Annotated in this window: 15 protein-coding genes; 9 read left to right on the top strand and 6 right to left on the bottom strand. The window is 68.5% G+C overall.

The window, feature by feature from the left end; translation table 11 throughout:
- Positions 1-311 precede the first annotated feature (311 nt).
- Together BLS91_RS05290 and BLS91_RS05295 are read left to right on the top strand one after the other, a co-directional pair.
- Positions 312-2,630: a glycosyltransferase gene (locus BLS91_RS05290; RefSeq protein WP_092339859.1), complete on the top strand. Its 2,319-nt coding sequence runs from the start codon at positions 312-314 to the stop codon at positions 2,628-2,630.
- A complete protein-coding gene (locus BLS91_RS05295) occupies positions 2,627-3,940 on the top strand; it encodes a glycosyltransferase (RefSeq protein ID WP_092339688.1) in 1,314 nt (437 codons plus the stop codon). Before BLS91_RS05290 ends, BLS91_RS05295 begins: the two co-directional genes overlap by 4 nt.
- A 91-nt stretch (positions 3,941-4,031) precedes the next feature.
- Here the strand turns inward: BLS91_RS05295 and BLS91_RS05300 are convergent, their stop codons facing one another.
- Positions 4,032-4,616, bottom strand: a complete 585-nt coding sequence (locus BLS91_RS05300) for a nucleotidyltransferase family protein (RefSeq protein WP_092339860.1) — start codon at positions 4,614-4,616, stop codon at positions 4,032-4,034.
- A gap of 220 nt (positions 4,617-4,836) precedes the next feature.
- Here BLS91_RS05300 and BLS91_RS05305 point away from each other — a divergent pair, with 220 nt between their 5' ends.
- The 7 genes from BLS91_RS05305 to uraH all read left to right on the top strand — a co-directional run bounded on the left by BLS91_RS05305 (position 4,837) and on the right by uraH (position 10,601).
- Positions 4,837-5,919, top strand: a complete 1,083-nt coding sequence (locus tag BLS91_RS05305; protein ID WP_092339689.1) for an acetamidase/formamidase family protein — start codon at positions 4,837-4,839, stop codon at positions 5,917-5,919.
- Between the two features lie 4 nt (positions 5,920-5,923).
- On the top strand, positions 5,924-7,108 hold the full coding sequence (locus BLS91_RS05310) for an amidase family protein (RefSeq protein WP_092339861.1): 1,185 nt from the start codon (positions 5,924-5,926) through the stop codon (positions 7,106-7,108).
- 146 nt (positions 7,109-7,254) lie between these two features.
- A complete protein-coding gene (locus tag BLS91_RS05315; RefSeq protein WP_092339690.1) occupies positions 7,255-7,893 on the top strand; it encodes a pyridoxal-phosphate-dependent aminotransferase family protein in 639 nt (212 codons plus the stop codon).
- Complete coding sequence (locus tag BLS91_RS05320) at positions 7,890-9,167, top strand: allantoate amidohydrolase (protein ID WP_092339691.1); 1,278 nt, start codon at positions 7,890-7,892, stop codon at positions 9,165-9,167. The genes BLS91_RS05315 and BLS91_RS05320 overlap by 4 nt, the downstream gene beginning before the upstream one ends.
- Positions 9,164-10,015, top strand: coding sequence for a MurR/RpiR family transcriptional regulator (locus BLS91_RS05325; protein ID WP_241983190.1), 852 nt, complete (start codon positions 9,164-9,166; stop codon positions 10,013-10,015). The genes BLS91_RS05320 and BLS91_RS05325 overlap by 4 nt, the downstream gene beginning before the upstream one ends.
- A gap of 14 nt (positions 10,016-10,029) precedes the next feature.
- On the top strand, positions 10,030-10,203 hold the full coding sequence (locus BLS91_RS19885; RefSeq protein ID WP_158252880.1) for a hypothetical protein: 174 nt from the start codon (positions 10,030-10,032) through the stop codon (positions 10,201-10,203).
- Positions 10,200-10,601: a hydroxyisourate hydrolase gene (gene uraH / locus BLS91_RS05330; RefSeq protein WP_092339692.1), complete on the top strand. Its 402-nt coding sequence runs from the start codon at positions 10,200-10,202 to the stop codon at positions 10,599-10,601. The genes BLS91_RS19885 and uraH overlap by 4 nt, the downstream gene beginning before the upstream one ends.
- A gap of 64 nt (positions 10,602-10,665) precedes the next feature.
- Here uraH and BLS91_RS05335 read toward each other — a convergent pair whose 3' ends face one another.
- The 5 genes from BLS91_RS05335 to BLS91_RS05355 all read right to left on the bottom strand — a co-directional run bounded on the left by BLS91_RS05335 (position 10,666) and on the right by BLS91_RS05355 (position 17,816).
- Complete coding sequence (locus BLS91_RS05335; RefSeq protein ID WP_092339693.1) at positions 10,666-12,078, bottom strand: amidohydrolase family protein; 1,413 nt, start codon at positions 12,076-12,078, stop codon at positions 10,666-10,668.
- Between the two features lie 176 nt (positions 12,079-12,254).
- A complete protein-coding gene (gene pucL / locus BLS91_RS05340; protein ID WP_092339694.1) occupies positions 12,255-13,160 on the bottom strand; it encodes a factor-independent urate hydroxylase in 906 nt (301 codons plus the stop codon).
- 31 nt (positions 13,161-13,191) lie between these two features.
- Positions 13,192-13,785, bottom strand: a complete 594-nt coding sequence (locus BLS91_RS05345; protein ID WP_092339695.1) for an amidohydrolase family protein — start codon at positions 13,783-13,785, stop codon at positions 13,192-13,194.
- 354 nt (positions 13,786-14,139) lie between these two features.
- Positions 14,140-16,989 carry a molybdopterin-dependent oxidoreductase gene (locus BLS91_RS05350; RefSeq protein WP_241983189.1) on the bottom strand — a complete coding sequence of 950 codons (2,850 nt, stop codon included), beginning with the start codon at positions 16,987-16,989 and terminating at the stop codon, positions 14,140-14,142.
- Positions 16,986-17,816 (bottom strand): FAD binding domain-containing protein, encoded by an 831-nt coding sequence (locus tag BLS91_RS05355; RefSeq protein ID WP_167552418.1) that lies wholly within the window; start codon positions 17,814-17,816, stop codon positions 16,986-16,988. Before BLS91_RS05355 ends, BLS91_RS05350 begins: the two co-directional genes overlap by 4 nt.
- Positions 17,817-18,048 lie beyond the last annotated feature (232 nt).

Consider the following 18,048-nt stretch of genomic DNA (forward strand, 5'->3'; position numbering starts at 1 on the left):
ACCAGCATAGAGTCACGCTCCATTCATTGGGGCGTGACTCTATTCGTATTCCGGCAAAGGATCGAGAATTTCGCTACAAATCCGGCGCTTTCAGGCGATGTGAGAAGTCTCCCAGCTTTGAGGCCCTAATTCATGCCATGATGACGAATGGGGAATTAGCTAACTCAGCTAGCTAAATCTGGTCCGGCCACATCAGTGCTCGGATTCCTGAGTTTCTCGGCGTGGACTGGCCGAGGGAAGCCCCGTTCACTCGCGGCGTGCCCGAATCGCCGCGATCGATCCGTGGAGAAGTCCGCGGGGAGGAGAAGCTCGTGGCCACCCACACTGCCCTGGACGAGCAGCGCTCTGCCGCCACCATTCTCGACGGCATCCGTCGGGCTGACGATCTCACGGTGGCGGCTGCACGCGACGGCGGTGTTCGCGCCGTGCGGCTGCTGGCCCAGGCGGCGACCGACCCCGCCGATCAGCTCACCGCCATTGCAGCGGTGCACGCCCTCGCCCAGGTCTTCGACGACTCGGCCGACGAGGTTCTCGTGGCCCTGTTGCACCACGACTCGGCGTTCCTGCGCGAGCACGCTGCCTGGGCGCTCGGCACCCGGCTGCCCCGCTACGACGCCATTGCTGGGCTGGTCACACTCGTGCGGCAGGGCGGTTTCACCGGCATGCTCGCCCAGCGCACCCTCGAGCAGTGGGGCTCCTCCGCTGCAGATCAGGTAGGCCTGTTCCTCGAGGGCATCCTGCTCGGCACGAGCGAAGCGGATGCCCGCGCCCGCTTGGTCGAGACCATCGGCCTTATCCCCGGCCGGATACCGGAGCGCCTGCTGCGCCGCGTCGCCGTCGATCGCACCGAGAAACTGCACGCTCGCGTCGTCGCCATCGCGGCACTCGGCGACCGGGCCCCGACACCGGCCGTCATGTCGTTGCTCTCCACGCTATCCCAAGCTGATGCCCTCACGCCCGGTGCCGAGGCTCCCGACGAGGCCCCCGATGACAAAGCCCATGACGACAACGCCCCGGACGACAGCCTCGAACTCGCCGCGGTCGCCCGCCTGGCCCTGTTCGACCTCACGGCCACGGCGGCCCCGCGCGGATCGTGGCAGCACGGCAGCCAGAGCGCCACGATCGCCCAGTTGTTTTTGCACGCCGACATCGACGGTGAGCTCTCTCAGGTAGGCGTCGGCGACAATGGCGGCATCGCCACACTGCTGGTGCGCCTCGGCGACGCCCTCGTCGCCGGTCCGGCCGGGGGGCCGAACTCTGCGGCAGCCGGGGTCGACCGGGTCATCACCATCTCCCGCGGCACCCACGAGTACGCGCTCGACGCTCTCTCCGACGTCGGATCGACCCAGCCCGGGCACTCGTTTGCGGCCGTTCCGTTCGTCGGTAGTCCGGTGCCGTCGATCGACGCGTGGCCGCGCCGGGTGGCCGCGCAGCGCGGCATCCGTCGTATTCTGCGCTCGGCCGGCACGGTCGACGCCATTCACCTGCGCATGGCCGACGTCGGCAGCCTCGCCGCGGCCACGGTCGCCCGCGACCTCGACATTCCGGTGGTGTTCACCGTGGCACCCGACCCGCACGGCGTGATCGACTCTCTCGAATCGAGCGGCGCGCTCACCCGGGCCAATTTCGGCACCGTCGACGCGGCCGAACACTTCTGGTTTCGCGCCCGCCTGGTGCAGCGCCTCGCCGCGGATGCCGCCCACACCGTGCTGTTTCCGCGCCCGCAACTGCAGCAGGACATCGAACGACTGATCGGCATCGACATCGACGCGCACCCCGAACGTCACTCCGTCATTCCCGAAGGTATCGACCTGGCAGTGATCGACCGTTCGCGAACGGATGCCCTCGGCTCGCTCGGCCTCACCGGCGGCAGCCTGCTGGTCTCCCGCGCCGCCCACGCGCGGGCCGCCGTCGAACCGGCCGCCGTGGCCTTCGACCAGCTCGACGCCCTGCTCGGTACGCTCCCGCCCGACCGGCGCGGACTGCCGCTGCTGATCAGCGTCGGCCGACTGCACCGGGTCAAGGGCATGGCCGCCCTGGTCGAGGCGTGGAGCAGCGACCCGAAACTGCAGGCTCGCTGCAACCTGCTGATTGTGGGTGGCGACCTGGAGCATCCGTCGCGGGATGAAGGCATCGAGCTGCACCGCATGCAGGCAGCAGTGGCGGGCGCCGAAGCATCAACTCGAGGCCTGCTGTTGGCTGGGCACCGCGCCAACGACACCGTCGCGCGCTGGCTTGCCGCCGCCCGCTATGGACGTCCCGGCCTCGCGGCTCCGCTCGGCGTCTATGTCTGCGCGAGCATGAAAGAGGAGTTCGGCATCGCACTGCTCGAGGCGATGGCCACCGGGCTCACAGTGGTTGCCCCCAACGGCGGCGGACCGGCGACCTACGTTGAGCACGGCGTGACCGGGTTGCTCGTCGACACCGGTGACTGCGACGCCTTGGCCCACTCCATCACTGACGCGCTGACCCTGGCGGCGGGAGCGCATGGTGGCGCCAACGCGGCACGGGCTCGCAGCATGGTCGCGAACAGGTTTACCATCGAGGCAATGGCGTCGATCCTGACGGAGGTCTACCGTGACGTTGCTCTGGCCAGCGAGCCGATCGCCTGGGAATTGAGCGTGTCGTGACCCTTCTGATCATCAGCCCGGACTATGCCTCGCACCTGTACCCGCTCGCCACGCTCGGTACCGCCTGGGCGCAGGCCGGCGAACGCGTCGTGGTGGCGACCGGTCCGGCGACGGCCGACATCGTGACCGCGTTCGGGTTCGAACGGGAGAATCTGCAGCTGGGCCGCGGCTCCAACCCCGGCACGATTCGGGCCGAACAGCAGCCCGTCGGTGAAGACGATGCCCTGCGCGGCTTCTTCGACGCCACCCGCCGCGGCATGGTTGATGTCCTGCGTTTTCAAGCCAAGGCGCGCAGCAGCGACCTGCTCTACAATCCGGTAGAGATCGCCCGCGAGGTGCAGCGCATCGTCGCCAAGGTGCGGCCAGACCAGATCATCGTTGACCACCTCGCCTTCAGTGCCCGGCTCGGCCTGCTCAGCGCCGGAGTGCCGCACGCCGACGTCGTGCTCGGGCATCCGTCGGCCTTGCCCGTTGAAACCGAGGTCTATGGCTACCCGCCTTCTTGGCCTGCCGTGTTCGCGCCCGATGCGACTGAACTCACCCTGCTCGAATTGCAGTGTGAGGCCGTGCGGGATTCGTTCACCCGCCAGTGGAATGACGCCCTGCATAAGCTTGACCCCCAGGCGACGCCGAGCCGCGACGCCTTCCAGGAGTGCGGCGACGTGCTGCTTCTCAATTACCCGGCCGAACTGCACGCCCCCGAGCGCACCAAGGCGCTGCCGCCGCACGTCTTTCTCGGCTCCGCCGTGCGCACCGAAGCTGTCGATCCCGAGGTCGAGGCGTGGCTGGCCGCAGATTCGCTGCCCGTGGTCTACGTCAGTTTTGGAAGTTTTCTCTCGGTACGTGGTGATGTGCTCACGCGCGTTGCCGCCGCCCTGAGAGGCCTGCCGGTGCGGGTCGCTCTCGCTGTCGGGGCGACTGATCCCACAGTGCTCGGGCCCATCCCCGACTCCTGGCTGGTGCGCGGGTTCCTGCCGCAGGTGCGCCTGCTGCAGGATGCCGCCCTCGCCGTGACGCACGGCGGCAATAATTCGGTTACCGAGGCGATGCGCGAGGGGGTGCCGCTCGTCGTGCTCCCGTTCTCAACCGACCAGTTTGCCGGGGCGGCCGCCCTCGACGACGCCGGCTTCGGCACGTCTCTGCCACCCAACACCGCGACCGTTCTCGACCTGCGGGAGGCTTGTGAGCGGATGCTGCGCCTCACCGGCTCCGCGCGCACCCACCTCGACTTACTCGCGGTGTCATTGACCCTGCAGTCCGGAGCGTCGCGCGCCTACGCGGCAGTCACCCGGGTGCCCGCCCGAGGTTAGCCCCTTCTCTCCGGGCCGGACCCGGACACTGGGCCCAGGATAGATCATGGTCCCGGCTTCCTAAGCTGGGCCCGGCCCTCTACACAACCGGTCAGTTCGGCCGGTCGACATCAACTCCGGTGCCTAGATCGCCGCACTCGACGGCCTCGGCCGCGTGCGAGCGCAGATAGGGACCGGCGCCGGAGTCACCGGTCGCACCAGCAATGAGGGGCTCCCAGTGTGCGCGGCCGATCACGACCGGGTGACCGGGTTGCCCGGCGAACCGTGCCTGGCGCAGGGTGGTCTCGGTGCTGGTGCCGATCATCCGCTCGATCGTCGCCTGATTCAGGTCGGGCACATCCACCGGAACCACGGCGACGCTGGTCAGACCGGGCTGATCGAGAGCGCAGAGCAGCCCGGCACGCAGCGAGGCAGAGAGCCCGTCGGCCCAATCGGTGGCCTGCACGACTAGAACGGATGCCGCAGGCGTAAGCAGCGCCGCGGCCTCGGCCCCGCGGGCCCCCAGTACCACGATCACGGGGGAGCAGCCGGACGCTGTCAGGACATCGATGGTGTGCCGAAGCCAGGAGTGCCCGGCGGCGTCGTGCACGAGCGCCTTCGGCTGACCGTAGCGTGAACCGGCCCCGGCGGCGAGCACCAGCCCCGCGGCGTGGCTGGCGGGCTGCGGCGTCTGCATGCCTGCCATCGTACGGGCCAATCCTGCGACGGTCACGATCCCCCCACCACGGGGGTGAATGGGCGTTTCGCTGGCCGCGGCGCTATACGCTCGCAGGAAGAGCCCGATATTTTCAGCCCTGCCGCGTGAAATTCACTCCGATTCGGCCTGGCCCTCGCCGGATCAACAACGATGCGTCGCTCGGCGCGTTGTTTGGTACCTGCTTGTCTGGAAGGCTACGATGAACGCTTTGATCCTTCAGCCGCAGCGCTGCAGCATCCGCTCGGGGCAATATCTTCCCGCGACTATCAATACTGTGCTCTGGGGGCGTCTGCCGTGCGCGCGGGACGTGGGTGTGATCACTGTCGACTCGGGCGAGGAGCTGACCATCGACACGATCAGCCACGAGGGGGTGCTCGAAGATCAGGGCCGCGACCCGGCCGCGTTCTTCGGCCGAAACGGTGTGCCGCGCGAATTCGTACTCGACGACGCCGTCGCGCTGGCCGCCTCGGACATCGACCGCGACCCGGGCAGCGACGGCCCGCACGTTGTCACCGGCCCCATCCACGTGCGCGGGGCGATGCCCGGCGACCTGCTCAAAATGACCGTCCTCGAGGCGACACCGCGTGTGCCCTACGGAATCATCTCCAACCGGCACGGTCGCGGCACCCTGCCGGGCGAGTATCCGCTCGGTAACGAAAATGTGAGCGTGTTCGCGGCCGTCGAGGAGTACGAGGGCCGTCAAGTGGGCACACTGCCGCTCCAGCCCGGCGGCGACCGGGTGGTGCGGTTTCCCCTGAACCCGTTCCTCGGCATCATGGGCGTCGCCGTCGCGGGCGACGTTCGGGCGCATTCCGTGCCGCCGGGCGCGCACGGCGGCAACCTTGATATCAACCTGCTCACCGTTGGATCGTCGTTGTACCTGCCGGTGCAGGTCCCGGGCGCGCTCGCCTACGTCGGCGACCCGCACTTCGCTCAGGGCGATGGCGCGGTCGCCCTCACGGCCATGGAGGCGTCGCTGCGCGTCAGGGTACGCTTCGACGTGATCAGCCAAGCGGATGCCCTCACACAGTTTGGCGCGCTCGTCGGCCCACTCGCCGAGACGAGCGATTTTCTCGTGCCGACCGGCCTGAACGTCGACCTCGACGAGGCTGTGCGCGAGTGCGTGCGGGCGGCAATCAACCTGCTCGCCGCCCGCTACGGCATGGATCGCACCCTCGCCTACGCCTATCTCAGCGCCGCAACCGACTTCAACATCTCGCAGGTGGTTGACCGTGTCACCGGCGTGCACGCCCGCATTCGAGTGGCCGACTTTCGTGGTTGATTCGATGCGTTCGGCAGCGGTGCCGGCCTTTGACACCAGCATTTGGCGGGTCCTGGGCAACCCCCTCGTGGGCAGCGAATCCGGCAGTGAAACCGGCGCTCCGCTGCACGGTTTGACCGTCGCCGTCAAAGATCTCTACGACGTGGCCGGTTTCGCTGTCGGCGCCGGTAGTCCGGAATACCTGCGCGAGCAGTCCGTCGCGACGGAAAGCGCCCCGGCCCTGCGGTCACTGCTCGGTGCGGGCGCCAGTGTGCGCGGTATCGCGCAGACCGATGAGTTCGCCTACAGTATCGCCGGAGCCAACGTGCATTACGGCACCCCGCCGAACCCGCGGGTTCCCGATGGGCTCCCCGGCGGGTCGTCGAGCGGCCCGGCCGCAGCGGTCGCGCTCGGCCACGCCGACATCGGGCTCGGCACCGACACCGCGGGATCCATTCGCGTGCCCGCGTCGTACCAGGGTTTGTGGGGCCTTCGGAGCACCCAGGACGCCGTGAATCGCAGTGGACTGCTGCCACTCGCGCCGCGGTTCGATGCGGTCGGCTGGCTCACCCGCACCCCCGACGTGCTGCGTGCGGCCGTGGTCGCGTCGGTGGAACCGCACCTGCAACGTATTGCGCCGCAGCGCTACGCGGTGGCGGCATCCGTTGTTTTCGGTCTGGAGGACGACGTGCAGGCGGAGTTTCTCGGTGCTGCCAGCCGACTGCCGGTCGATCTCGTCGATGTCGGCGATGTCACCGCCCTGTTCCAGGCCTTTCGCACCGTGCAGGCGGCTGAGGCCTGGCAGATCCACGGCGGCTGGGTGCGCGCCCACCCCGGAGCGCTCGGCCCCGATGTGGCCGCACGTTTCGCCGGGGCGTCTCAGGTCACCGGCAGCGCCGACCGCGCGGCGCGGGGCGTTCTCGCGGTAGCGCGCGAGCGACTGGACCACATTCTGAACGACCGGGTATTGCTGCTTCCGAGCACCGCGTCGACGGCGCCCCGCCGCGACAGCGACCCGGCGACGCTCGATCGCAGCCGCAGCGCGACCCTCGCGTTGACCTGCCTGGCCGCGATCGGCGGCTACCCGGCCCTGTCGGCGCCGCTGCTTTCGGTGGGCGGTGGCCCGCTCGGGCTGTGCCTGGTCGGGCCGAGGTTCAGCGACCTGGCGCTCGTGGATGCCGCAGTGGAACTGGCCACCGCGCTCGGGTGAGCCACCGGGTTTCAACACTGCGACATCCCCGTAACGTGCAGGAAACGTCTGCTGCCTAAACTGGGCACCTGAAACACCTGTTTCACCATGCCGAGGGAGTGAAACACATTTCCAGTCTTCCGATCAACCCGCCCGCGCGACTTCTCATGGGTCCCGGCCCGATCAACGCCGATCCTCGGGTGCTGCACGCCATGGCGGCACAACTGGTGGGCCAGTACGACCCCGCCATGACCGGCTACATGACCGAGACGCAAGCGTTCTACCGCACCGTCTTCGGCACCACGAACGAGCACACGCTGCTCGTGCACGGTACCGCCCGGGCCGGCATCGAGGCCGCCCTGGTTTCGCTGATCGACGGTGCCCGCGAATGCGCCCGGCTGCTCGTGGAGGAAGGGCTGCCGGAGGCCGTTGAGCGGCACCGTCGGCACGGCGCCGCGATGCTGGCCGGGGTACAGGCTCTTGGCCTCGATACGTTTGGTGACCTCGGGCACAAGATGAATAACGTCGTCGCGGTCGTGATCCCCGACGGGGTGAACGGCGACAGCGTGCGCGGGGCCCTGCTGAACGACTTCGGCATCGAGATCGGAACCTCGTTCGGCCCACTGCACGGCAAAGTTTGGCGCATCGGAACCATGGGCTACAACGCCCGCCAAGACACCGTGCTGACCACCCTCGCCGCGCTCGAGCAGGTGCTGCGCCGCGCCGGGGCATCCGTTGTGGGTGGCAGCGGTGTGGGCGCCGCCTACGATGTGTACGCCGATAACGCGCGACAGGATGCCCTGTGACGACCGCGGCCGACATCCTCGACCGGTGCGACGAGCTCGCCCGGCACAGCTCTCTGCCGAACGGCCTGATCGAGCGGGTCTACCTCTCGCCCGAACACGCCGCCGTGAACGCCCTCGCCGCCGAGTGGATGACCGCGGCCGGCCTGGCCACCTGGCAGGATGCCGCGGGAAACCAGTGCGGTCGGCTCGAAGGAGCCACCCCCGGGCTACCCGCACTGCTGCTCGGTTCGCACCTCGACACGGTTCCTGCGGCGGGGCGGTACGACGGAATCCTCGGGGTGCTGCTCGCCATCGCGGTGGCCGAACGCCTCGCGCAGTCGGGTCGCCCCCTACCGTTTGCCCTTGAGGTGGCCGCCTTCGGCGACGAAGAGGGCACCCGATTCGGCACCACCCTGCTCGGCAGCCGCGCCCTGGCCGGAACCTGGCAGAACGAGTGGTGGGGCCGGCTCGATGCGAACGGTGTGAGCCTCGACGCGGCCTATCGTGCGTTCGGCCTCGACCCGGCGTTGATCGGCGAGGCCGCGCGCACCCCGGTCGAACTGATCGGCTACCTCGAAGCGCACATCGAACAGGGCGCAGTACTCGATGACGCCGGCCTCGCGCTCGGCGTCGTGTCGTCGATCGCCGGAGCCCGACGGTTCCAGGTCGTGATCGAGGGGGCTGCAAGGCACTCCGGAACGCCGTGGGCGCTGCGCCGAGACGCCCTGGCCGGGGCGAGCGAGGTCATTCTCGCGATCGAACGCATTGCCCGCGAGGCGGACCTGATCGGCACGGTCGGTCACCTCGCCCTCTTTCCCGACGCGGTGAATGTCATTCCGGGGCGGGTCGAGTTCAGTCTCGACCTGCGCGGCGAGTTTGATCCGCAACGAGACCGGGCGTGGGCCCTGATCGAGCAGACGGCGGAGCAAATTTGCGAACGCCGAGGGCTGACGCTGACGAGCGTTCAAACTCACGGCGCACCGGCCGCGCACTGCAGCCCGCACCTGCGGGCGGCCGTGGCGACCGGCATCCGCTTGGCTGGTGGTGAGTCGTCGCCGACGACGCTGTTCTCTATGGCTGGCCACGACGCCATGGCGATCGCGGCGCTCACCGACATCGGCATGTTGTTCGTGCGCTGCCTCGGCGGCGTCAGTCACCACCCCGACGAATCGGTCACCGAGGCCGACGTGGCCGTCGCGCTCGATGCGTTCGAAGCAGCGGTGCTGGCCCTGGCCGACCAGTACGACGCCGACGAGATGGACTCCGAGTACGACGCACGTGCGGCTCTGAGGTGACCGACACGATGAACATCGGGCAGCGCATCGACGGTCGCTACGGCGAGCTGTCGCCGCAGGAGCAGCGGGTGGCCGATTTCATCCTCGATCACCTGAGCGACCTCGCGGTGTACAACGCGTCGGAGCTGGCCCGACTTAGCGGTGTTTCCAAGGCCACGGTGTCGCGACTGTTTCGCCGGCTGGGCTTTCAGGATTCCGCCGAGGTACGCGAGCACGCGCGCACCCTGCGCAGTCACGGCGCCCCGGTGGGTGGGGCGGGAGCCTCCGCCGGTACGCCGTCGCGCCTGGCCGCGCACCTGGAGGGTGAGCAGGAGAACCTGCGGCGACTGCTGCAAAACCTCGAAGACGGTCGACTGGATGCCGCGGCGCGGCTGATCGCGCACGCCGGCAACGTCGTCGTGATCGGGCTGCGCAACAGCTACCCGCTGGCCCTGCACCTGCGCCAGCAACTCGCCCAGGCCTGCCAGAGCGTACGGCTTGCGCCGCTGCCCGGGCAGTCGATCGGCGAGGATCTGGCCGGACTCGGCCCGCACGACGTGGTCGTTCTGCTCGGTTTTCGGCGCCGCACCGCGGGCTTCGGACAGCTGGTCGCGGCGATCCAGCGGCGGGGGATCCCGCTCGTGCTGATCGCCGACCCGTCGGCCCGCAAGCATGCCGACGGCGCGGCGGTCTGGCTGGAATGCCCGATCGATAGCGCTTCGGCCTTCGACAGCTATGCCACGGCGATGAGCCTGATCAACCTGCTCGCGACCGGCGCGATGGGGGCGCACGTGCGCGAAACCCGCACCCGCATCGCCGCCATCACGCAGGTGTACGAAGACCTCGACGAACTCGAGGCGCCCTGGTGAGTAGATTGGGCACCATGTTGACTCTCTCGGTCTCTGCGCTGCGCGACCGCCTGCACACCTGCCTGGCCGTCGACCGCTGGGCCGAGGAGGTCGCGGCGGGCGCCCCCTACGTCGAGGCCGGTGCGCTGCTCCTGCGCGACATCGCCCTGTTGCGCCTCGCCGCCCTGCTCGACGCTGGCGCGGTATGAGCGCGGACGGCGCCGAGCGGGCGGCGCGCACGCCGGGACTGGAGCTCGCGGATGTCGCGGCACGCAGCCACGTCACGACGCACGTGCTCGACTCCGTCACCGGCCGGCCCGCGGCGGGCGTGGCGGTCACGCTGGAGCAGCGCGTCGGCACCGCGTGGGTGTTGGTCGAGACCGGCGAAACGGATGCTGACGGGCGCCTCACCGCGCTCGGCCCGGCGGCGCTGCCAGCCGGCCGGTACCGCATCAGCTTCGATACCGGAGCCTGGTTCGCGCAGGCCGGGCGGGACACCTTCTACCCGGAGGTGACGATCACGTTCGACCTCGCCGACGTTGCGGAGCACTATCACGTACCCCTGCTGCTCGCCCCGTTCGCCTATTCAACCTATCGAGGCCGCTGACCGCGCCGAGCCGTGAGTTTCGAACGCCGAGGCGTGAGTCTTGGGCGGATGCACCACCCCGCGACTACTCCACGCTCACCCGGCGACCGCGCACATACACCCCGGTGATCGCGGGCTCCCGTAAAGCGAGCAGCAGCGCGAACAGAGTCTGCTCAGCGGCCAGCGCGGCGTCGTCGGCCCGCACGGCGTTTGCGAGCACGAGCGCGAGCGATTCCCAGCGATCGGGGTCGATGAGCAGAAAGTCCGCGTCCTTGCCGAGATCGAAGTTGCCGAACCGATCCTCCATGTCGAGGGCTCGCGCGCCGGCAAGGGTTCCGGTGAACAGCAGCGCGGCCGGGTCGATCGCCACGCCGGCCTCGCCGGGTTCCGACAAATGTGCTTTGTAGCAGTCGTTGAGCACCCGCGCGACGAGCCATTCGTCGCCGCCGCCAACATCCGTTCCGATCGCTACATTCACGCCGAAACCCGTTGTGCGACGCCACGGCATGGTGCCGGAGCCGAGGAACCCCTGCGAGGTCGGGCAGTGTGCGATCGACGTGCCGGTGTCGGCCAGGCGGGCGAGCTCCGAGTCCTGGCAGTGCACGGCGTGCGCCAGGATGCTGCGCCGCCCGAGCAGCGAGGTGCCGCCGCGGGCTGAGCCCGGCAGGAAGCATCCGTCGTAGGTGTCGAGGTACGTTTTTGTGCCGTACACCGATCGCACGGCGGCGATCTCGCCGGTATCGGGCCGGTCGTTCTCGTTGAGGTGGCTGTGAAAGTAGACGCCGCGCCCGCGCACCGAGTCGTAGAGTTCGCCGAGCCCGGCCAGGGTTGTCGGCGTCACCGAAAGGCTGAATCGCGGCACGATCGCGACCTGCAGCAGCGCGGTCTGGGCCGTACCGGTGTCGACGGCGTGCCAGCGGTCGATCTCGGCGGCCGCGAGCTCAAGAGCCTGCTCCTCGCTAGTCAGAAGCGTGGCGGCCGAGTCGGTGCCCACGGTCTGGATGCCGCGCCCGCTCACCAGCCGCAGGCCGGCCGCCTGGGTTTCTTCAAACAGCGCGTCCTGCGCCGGCGCAAACGCCGACCCGAACACGAGGGCGCTGGTCGTGCCGACGGATGCCCGCCTTCTCGTGAAATCCCGCGCCACCTGTCGCGCAAACCCCGGGTCTTCCAGCAGGGACTCCGCCGGAAACACGCACTCGTCGAGCCATTCCAGTAGCTGGCCGCCGCCGTAGGCATCCGTCGTGTAGGTCTGCGGAAAATGAATGTGGGTGTCGACGAACCCCGGCAGGATGTACCCGGTCCTGGTCACCGGCAGCGCGGCGAACGCCGTCGGCAGCTCGGCGAAGGGACCGACCCAGGCGATCGTGCCGCCCGCCGTCGTGACCAGGGCGCCGTCGGGCACCGAAACGAGGTGCGAACGGGCCTGATCCACGGTCGGCGCGTCGGCAATGTGAAAGATGTGGCCGCGGAAGACCGTTCTACCCGATGCTTCGTACATATCTACGGAGATTATCGCCTCGAACCTGGGAGATCGGCGATTTCGGCACCATCTCGTGAAACTCTCCGCAGATTTGCACGGTGCCCACCGGAACCGGGCCCGACGTCGCCGAGCCGCCCGGCAAAACCGAGCCCCACTCGTTCGGGCGGCCCGTCACGCCGCGCCGCCCACAGCACCTAAACCAGCCCGGCATACGAATCCCAGGCGGGACCGGCGTCGGACGCATCATCGTGCGTGATGGTCGCCTGAATGAGTCCGTAGGGCCGGTCGGCGGCGTGGTACACCTCGTCGTTGTTCGCCACGTTGAACGGCGACAGGTCGTATAGAAAGTGATGCTTGTTCGGCGCCGACAGCCGAATCTCGGCGATGAGCGGATACGCCTCCAGTACGGCCTCGCCCATGCGGTACAGCGTCTGCTGCAGCGCGAGAGAGTGTACGAGCGCGAACTGGGTCATCAGAATCTGCTTGATGCCGGCATAGATCGCCTCCCAATCCACGTCGGTGGTCATGAACCGCCAGCCCGCCGTCAAAGACGTGGCCATCACCCGGTCGTTGGTCGGTTGCAACAGCGTGTACGGATCCTGCATGAATCCGGCGAACTCCGACCCTGTCGACTTGAGAATCACCTGGTCCTTTAGCCCGCCGACCACCCACACCTGCTGCGCCGGCCCGGTTCCCTCGACCGAAATCGCCGCCGTGCGTGTTTTCTGGCCGCGCCGCATCCAGGTGTGGTTGTGCTCGGCGCCGTCCACGACCACGCGTTCCCAGGCGAATTCCTCGATCTCGATGCGCGCCCCCGCGACGGGTTCGATGTGGTCGACGAAGTGCGTGGCGAGGTCGATGCCGTAGCTCTCGATCGACAGCAGCCCCTTCTCCTTCGCGAACGAGTAGGCGGTCTGCTTTTGCGTGTTGGTCGGCAGTACGTGCAGTTGGTCGCCCACGAGGTGCGCCGCCGCGAAATCGCCGTGCAGCGCCGTCGACACGCTCACATCGTGGATCTCATGCCGCGGCGTATCCCGGTAGATGCGCACGATGCGGTTCTCCGCCTTGCCATAACGGTTGGATCCGAGAACGATCGACATCTGGTGCTCCCTGCTGGTTGTTCGAATAGATCTAGAAACGGATGCCGCCCTCGGGCATGAGCAACGCTCCGGTCGGCCGCCCGGCCACGTCGTCGTACACCGAGAACACCTCGCGTCCGGCGAGCCAGGTCGTATGCACCCGGCCGACCAGAAGTGCGCCGTCGAAGGCGCTGACCTTGTTCTTGTGCCGCAGGGATTCGGCGTCGACGAGAAACTCCTCGGCCGGGGCGAACGCGACGAGGTCGGCATCCGCTCCGACCGCGATGGCACCCTTGCCGGCCAGGCCGTCGTGACCGGCGAGGCCAACGAAGCGGGCCGGGGCCGCGCTCATCCACTCGACGACCTGCTCCAGGCCGAGGCCGCGGGCGAGGCCGGCCGACCACACCGCGGCGAGGCTGACCTGCAGGCCGGAGATTCCGCCCCAGGCGAGGCGCACCTTACGCAGGGCGGTGGCGGTCGGCGCTTGGTCGGGGGTGGCGACATCCGTTTTTGACGGGGCGTCGATGACCGCATCGATCGGGAGAATCGCGGTGATGACCCCGTTCGTGACGCAGACGGCGGCCGGAATGAAGCCCTGCGCGGTCAGTACCCGTTCGGAGCGGATGACGAGATCGGGGTCGGTCATAGGGTCCTCTCGGGTGTGAATACCGGCGGCTGCTGTGCCTGTTTTCACCCTACTGAAATCGGATTCAGCCCATTTGGGGGTTTGGAAACGTGCCCGACCTGCCCCGTGATCAGGCCGAAATATTGCGCGGCTGGGGCCATCAACTGCCGCGCGCCGCGAAGTGGGGGCGACAGGCCCGCGCCGGCCCGGGGAACTCAGCCATTCTGCCGCCGGATCAGGCCGCTTTTGCTCCTGAGACAGCCATCGCCCGACGCAGCCTGCCCACGCGACCTGCCACACCCGTTGGTCGAGCCTGTCGAGGCCACCATCGCCCAACGCGAGCCGGCCTAAGCGACCCGGGCCCGCAGCATCCGCTCAACCGTGCAGCAACCGCCAGATGCGGTCTCGCGACATCGGCAACTCGGTGGGACGGATGCCGATCGCGTCACGCACCGCATTGGCCAGCGCCGGCGCGACCGGGTTGTAGGTCGATTCGCTCATGGACTTGGCTCCGTAAGGCCCGAGCACGTCGTGACTCTGCGCAAAGTAGACCTCGGTGACCGGCAGATCGACCAGCTGGGGAACGTGGTAGTTGCGCAGCACTCGGGTCGTCACCGCGCCGGCGCCGTCGAGCAGCACCTCCTCGAACAGGGCCGTACCGAGCGCCTGTGCGACGCCGCCCTCGATCTGCCCGCGACACTGCTCGGGATTCATGACGAAGCCGGCGTCGGCGGTCTGGATCGACTGCAGAATGCGCACTTCACCGGTGTCGGTGTTCACGGCCACGCGAAAGGCGTGCACGTTGAAGGCCAGGGAGCGCAGCGCTCCGTCTTCGCGCCGCGTGGCGGTCAGATCGATGTCGTTGGCGGTCGCCCAGGAGGCAAGCTCGTCGAGCGAGACGACCGTGCCCGCCGCGCGCAGCCCATCCCGTTCGAGCTGCCACGTCACGTCGGCCGACCCACTGCGCGACGCCGCGGCTGAACTGAGCGTCTCGGCCAGCGCGGTCGCCGCGGCGAGCACGGCTTTGCCGGCTACCACCACCCCGGCCGAGCCGAACGCGCCGGAATCGTAGCCGGCGGCATCTGTGTCGGAGTGCACCAAATCGATGCGGTCCACCGTCGTGTGCAGGGCCGTCGCGGCGATCTGGGCGTGCACGGTCGTGGTGCCGTTGCCGAATTCGGTCGTGCCAACCCGCACCAGATAGCGGCCGCCCGCGAGCAGCTGAACGGATGCCTGCGACCGGTGGCCGCGCGGCGGCGTCGTCGCGATCATCGACGACGCCATGCCGGTACCGACCCGCCACGGGGGCCCGGCCGGAACGACGGCCCCATTGCCACGCTTCAGCGCCGCTTCGGCCAGGTCGAGGCACTGGTCGAGGCCGTAGCTTCCGAAGATCAGGTCGGGTCCTTCCTCGTGCGTGACCACGAGCGGGTCGCCGGGCCGCACCGAGTTCAGTCGGCGCAGTTCGAACGGGTCCACGTGGAGTTTGCGGGCCAGTTCGTCGAGCGCGCACTCGATGGCGAAGATGATCTGGCCGAGGCCGTAGCCGCGGAAGGCGCCCGACGGGGGGTTGTTTGTGTAGACGCTCTGGGCATTTACTTGTTTGTTGGGCACGTGGTACAGCGCGACGGACTCGCTCGTGCCGTGGAACATCACACCGGGCGCGTGGTTGCCGTAGGCGCCGGTGTCGGCGAGCACGCCGAGTTTCAGGGCGGTCAGGCGGCCGTCGGCTGTGGCTCCGAGGGTGACGTCCAGCGTCATGGGATGCCGCACCGGGGCGATGGTGAGCTCGTCGGTGCGGGTGAATTCGTACTGCACCGGCCGCCCGGTTTTCAGCACGGCGAGGGTGACGAGGTCTTCGGTGAGCAGCTCCTGCTTGCCCCCGAAGCCGCCGCCGACCCGGGCGGTGAAGACGCGCACATCGGCCGGTTCGAGGTCGAACAGACGGCAGATCTCCTTCTGCACCAGGAACGGCACCTGCGAGCTCGTGCGCAAGTTCAGCCGGCTCTGGTCGAGCCAGCCGATTGTGGCGTGGGTTTCGAGGTGGGTGTGCGAGATGCGCTGGGTTTGCCAACTGCCGGAGACGATGGTGGTGGCCTCGGCGAGGCCGGCCTCGACGTTGCCGTATTCGCCGTGCAGTTCGGCGACCAGATTGCGCCGAGGGTCGGCCAGGCGCGACACAACCGGGTCCTTGTCGCCGTGCACGAGCGGCGCACCGGGAGCGCCGGCCAGCTGCGGGTCGAACACGGCATCGAGTAGCTCGTATTCAACCTCGAGCAGCCGGCAGGCGGCCTCGGCGATGGCGACCGAGTCGGCCACGACCGCCGCAACCCGCTGTCCGCGAAAGCGCAGCGTCGCATCGAAGACCAGGGTGTCGTCGGGGTCGTCGAATCGGCTTTCATGCCGTGCCGTGGAGAACAGCGTCGCGGGGGAGTCGGCGTGGGTGAGCACGCGGTGCACGCCGGGCAGTGCGGCCGCCCTGGTGGAATCTAGAGAGCGGATGCGTGCATGCGCGTGCGGACTGCCCAGCACAGCAAGGTGCAGTAGCCCGGGAATAGCCACATCGAGGGTGTACGGCTCGAGCCCGCTGACCACGCGTTCTCCGGCGATCGCCCCGGAGGAGGTGCCGACCGGGCCGACGGCCTGGCCGGCTCGGCCGGTCGCACGCACCCGGCCGAGCATTGATGCGTCCGACTGTTCGCGCCCGGGCACCACGTGGCAAGAGCCTTCCGGCGGGGTGTGCTGGCCGGTAATTGCGTCGGTGATCGAGCGGTAGCCGGTGCACCGGCAGAGGTTGCCCTTGAGTAGTCGGGGCAGGTCGTGCAGTCGCGGCACCGCGCCCGGTTCGGTGTCGGCATCGGCTTCGATGGCGGCGGCGGTCACGACCATGCCGGGCGTGCAGAAGCCGCATTGAAAGCCCGCGGAATCGACGAAACGCTGCTGCACGGGCGCGAGATTGCCGGGCTGGCCGAGGCCGGCCGCGGTCGTGATCTGCTTTCCGGCCGCCCGGTACGCCGGGTAGATGCAGGAGTGCACTGGTGTGCCGTCGACCTGCACCGTGCAGGCGCCGCAGTCGCCGGTGTCGCAGCCCTTCTTCACCTCGAAGTGTTCCTGCTCCCGTAACAGCGTGCGCAGGCACTGGCCGGCAGCGGGCGTCGCCTCGACCCGGGTGCCGTTGACCTCGAAGGTGACGGTGGCGACCATCGCGGCCTGTTCCAGCGTCATGACTGACTTGCGACGTCGGTCGAGGCGGCGAGTTCGGCGCGAATCTCTTCGCCGAGCAGCAGTCCCATCGCGCGTCGCCAGTCGGCGGCGCCGTGGGCATCCGTGAACCAGCAGTCGATCGCGGCAATATCGCCGGCGAGAACGTCGGCGGCGGGCAGTTCCGAATACCGCAGCTGCACGGGGCGCAGCGTCGCCGCCGTGACCGTGAGCACGAAGACGCCGTCGGCGTCGACCCGCCCGGCCAACACCGCGCCCGAGCGTCCGAGCGGTGACAGGGCAATCTTGCGATACGCCGTCGTGGCCTGCAGCGAGGTCAGCGGCACTCGGATGGAACGCAACACATCATTGGCCGCAAGCGCATTGGTCATATTGCCGGTGACGAACTGTCGGGCCGGTACGACCTCGTCACTGCCGTCGCCGCGCCAGACCAGCAGCTCGGCATCGAGCGCGACGGCGAGGGTGATCATGGGCCCGGCTGGAAGCGAGGTGGCCAGGTTGCCGCCGACCGTCGCCACATTCCACACCTTGAACGAGCCGAACAGGGCCGTGCAGCACTGATAAAAAAGCGGATGCGCCGCCCACCCGGCCTGCATGGGCAGCCGGGAGAGCTCGGCCAGAGTGCATGTTGCCGCGATCTCGAGGCCATCCTCGGTAATCGTGAGCGCCGGCCACCCCAGGGTCTGCAAATCGACGAGTGCCCTGAGGTGGGCGCGCGGGTCGGCAAACAGCTCGGATCCCCCGGCCAACGGTACGACGGTCGGCCCGAGCGCGATGAGGTCGCTGCGCGTTCGAGCCGGGATGATACGGGTCACGGTACTGAGGTCCATTGTTGTCTCCGTTGGATGCTGTGAATCCCACTCACTATGCGGTGGCGCATCCATGCGAGCGGCGCTGGCACACGGTTTGAGTTCACGAGGGCGAAGCGAGCACGGGAGTAGGCGCCCCGCCTGGTCGGGACCAGACTACCTTTGGCGGCCCGGGATTAGCAGACACGAGAGCACCCGCAGGTTGATTCCCAGCCGACGCTGTCATTATTTGGTCGATTACGACGGTGGGAGA

The sequence above is a fragment of the Cryobacterium flavum genome (assembly GCF_900103805.1).
Taxonomy (GTDB): Bacteria; Actinomycetota; Actinomycetes; order Actinomycetales; family Microbacteriaceae; genus Cryobacterium; species Cryobacterium flavum.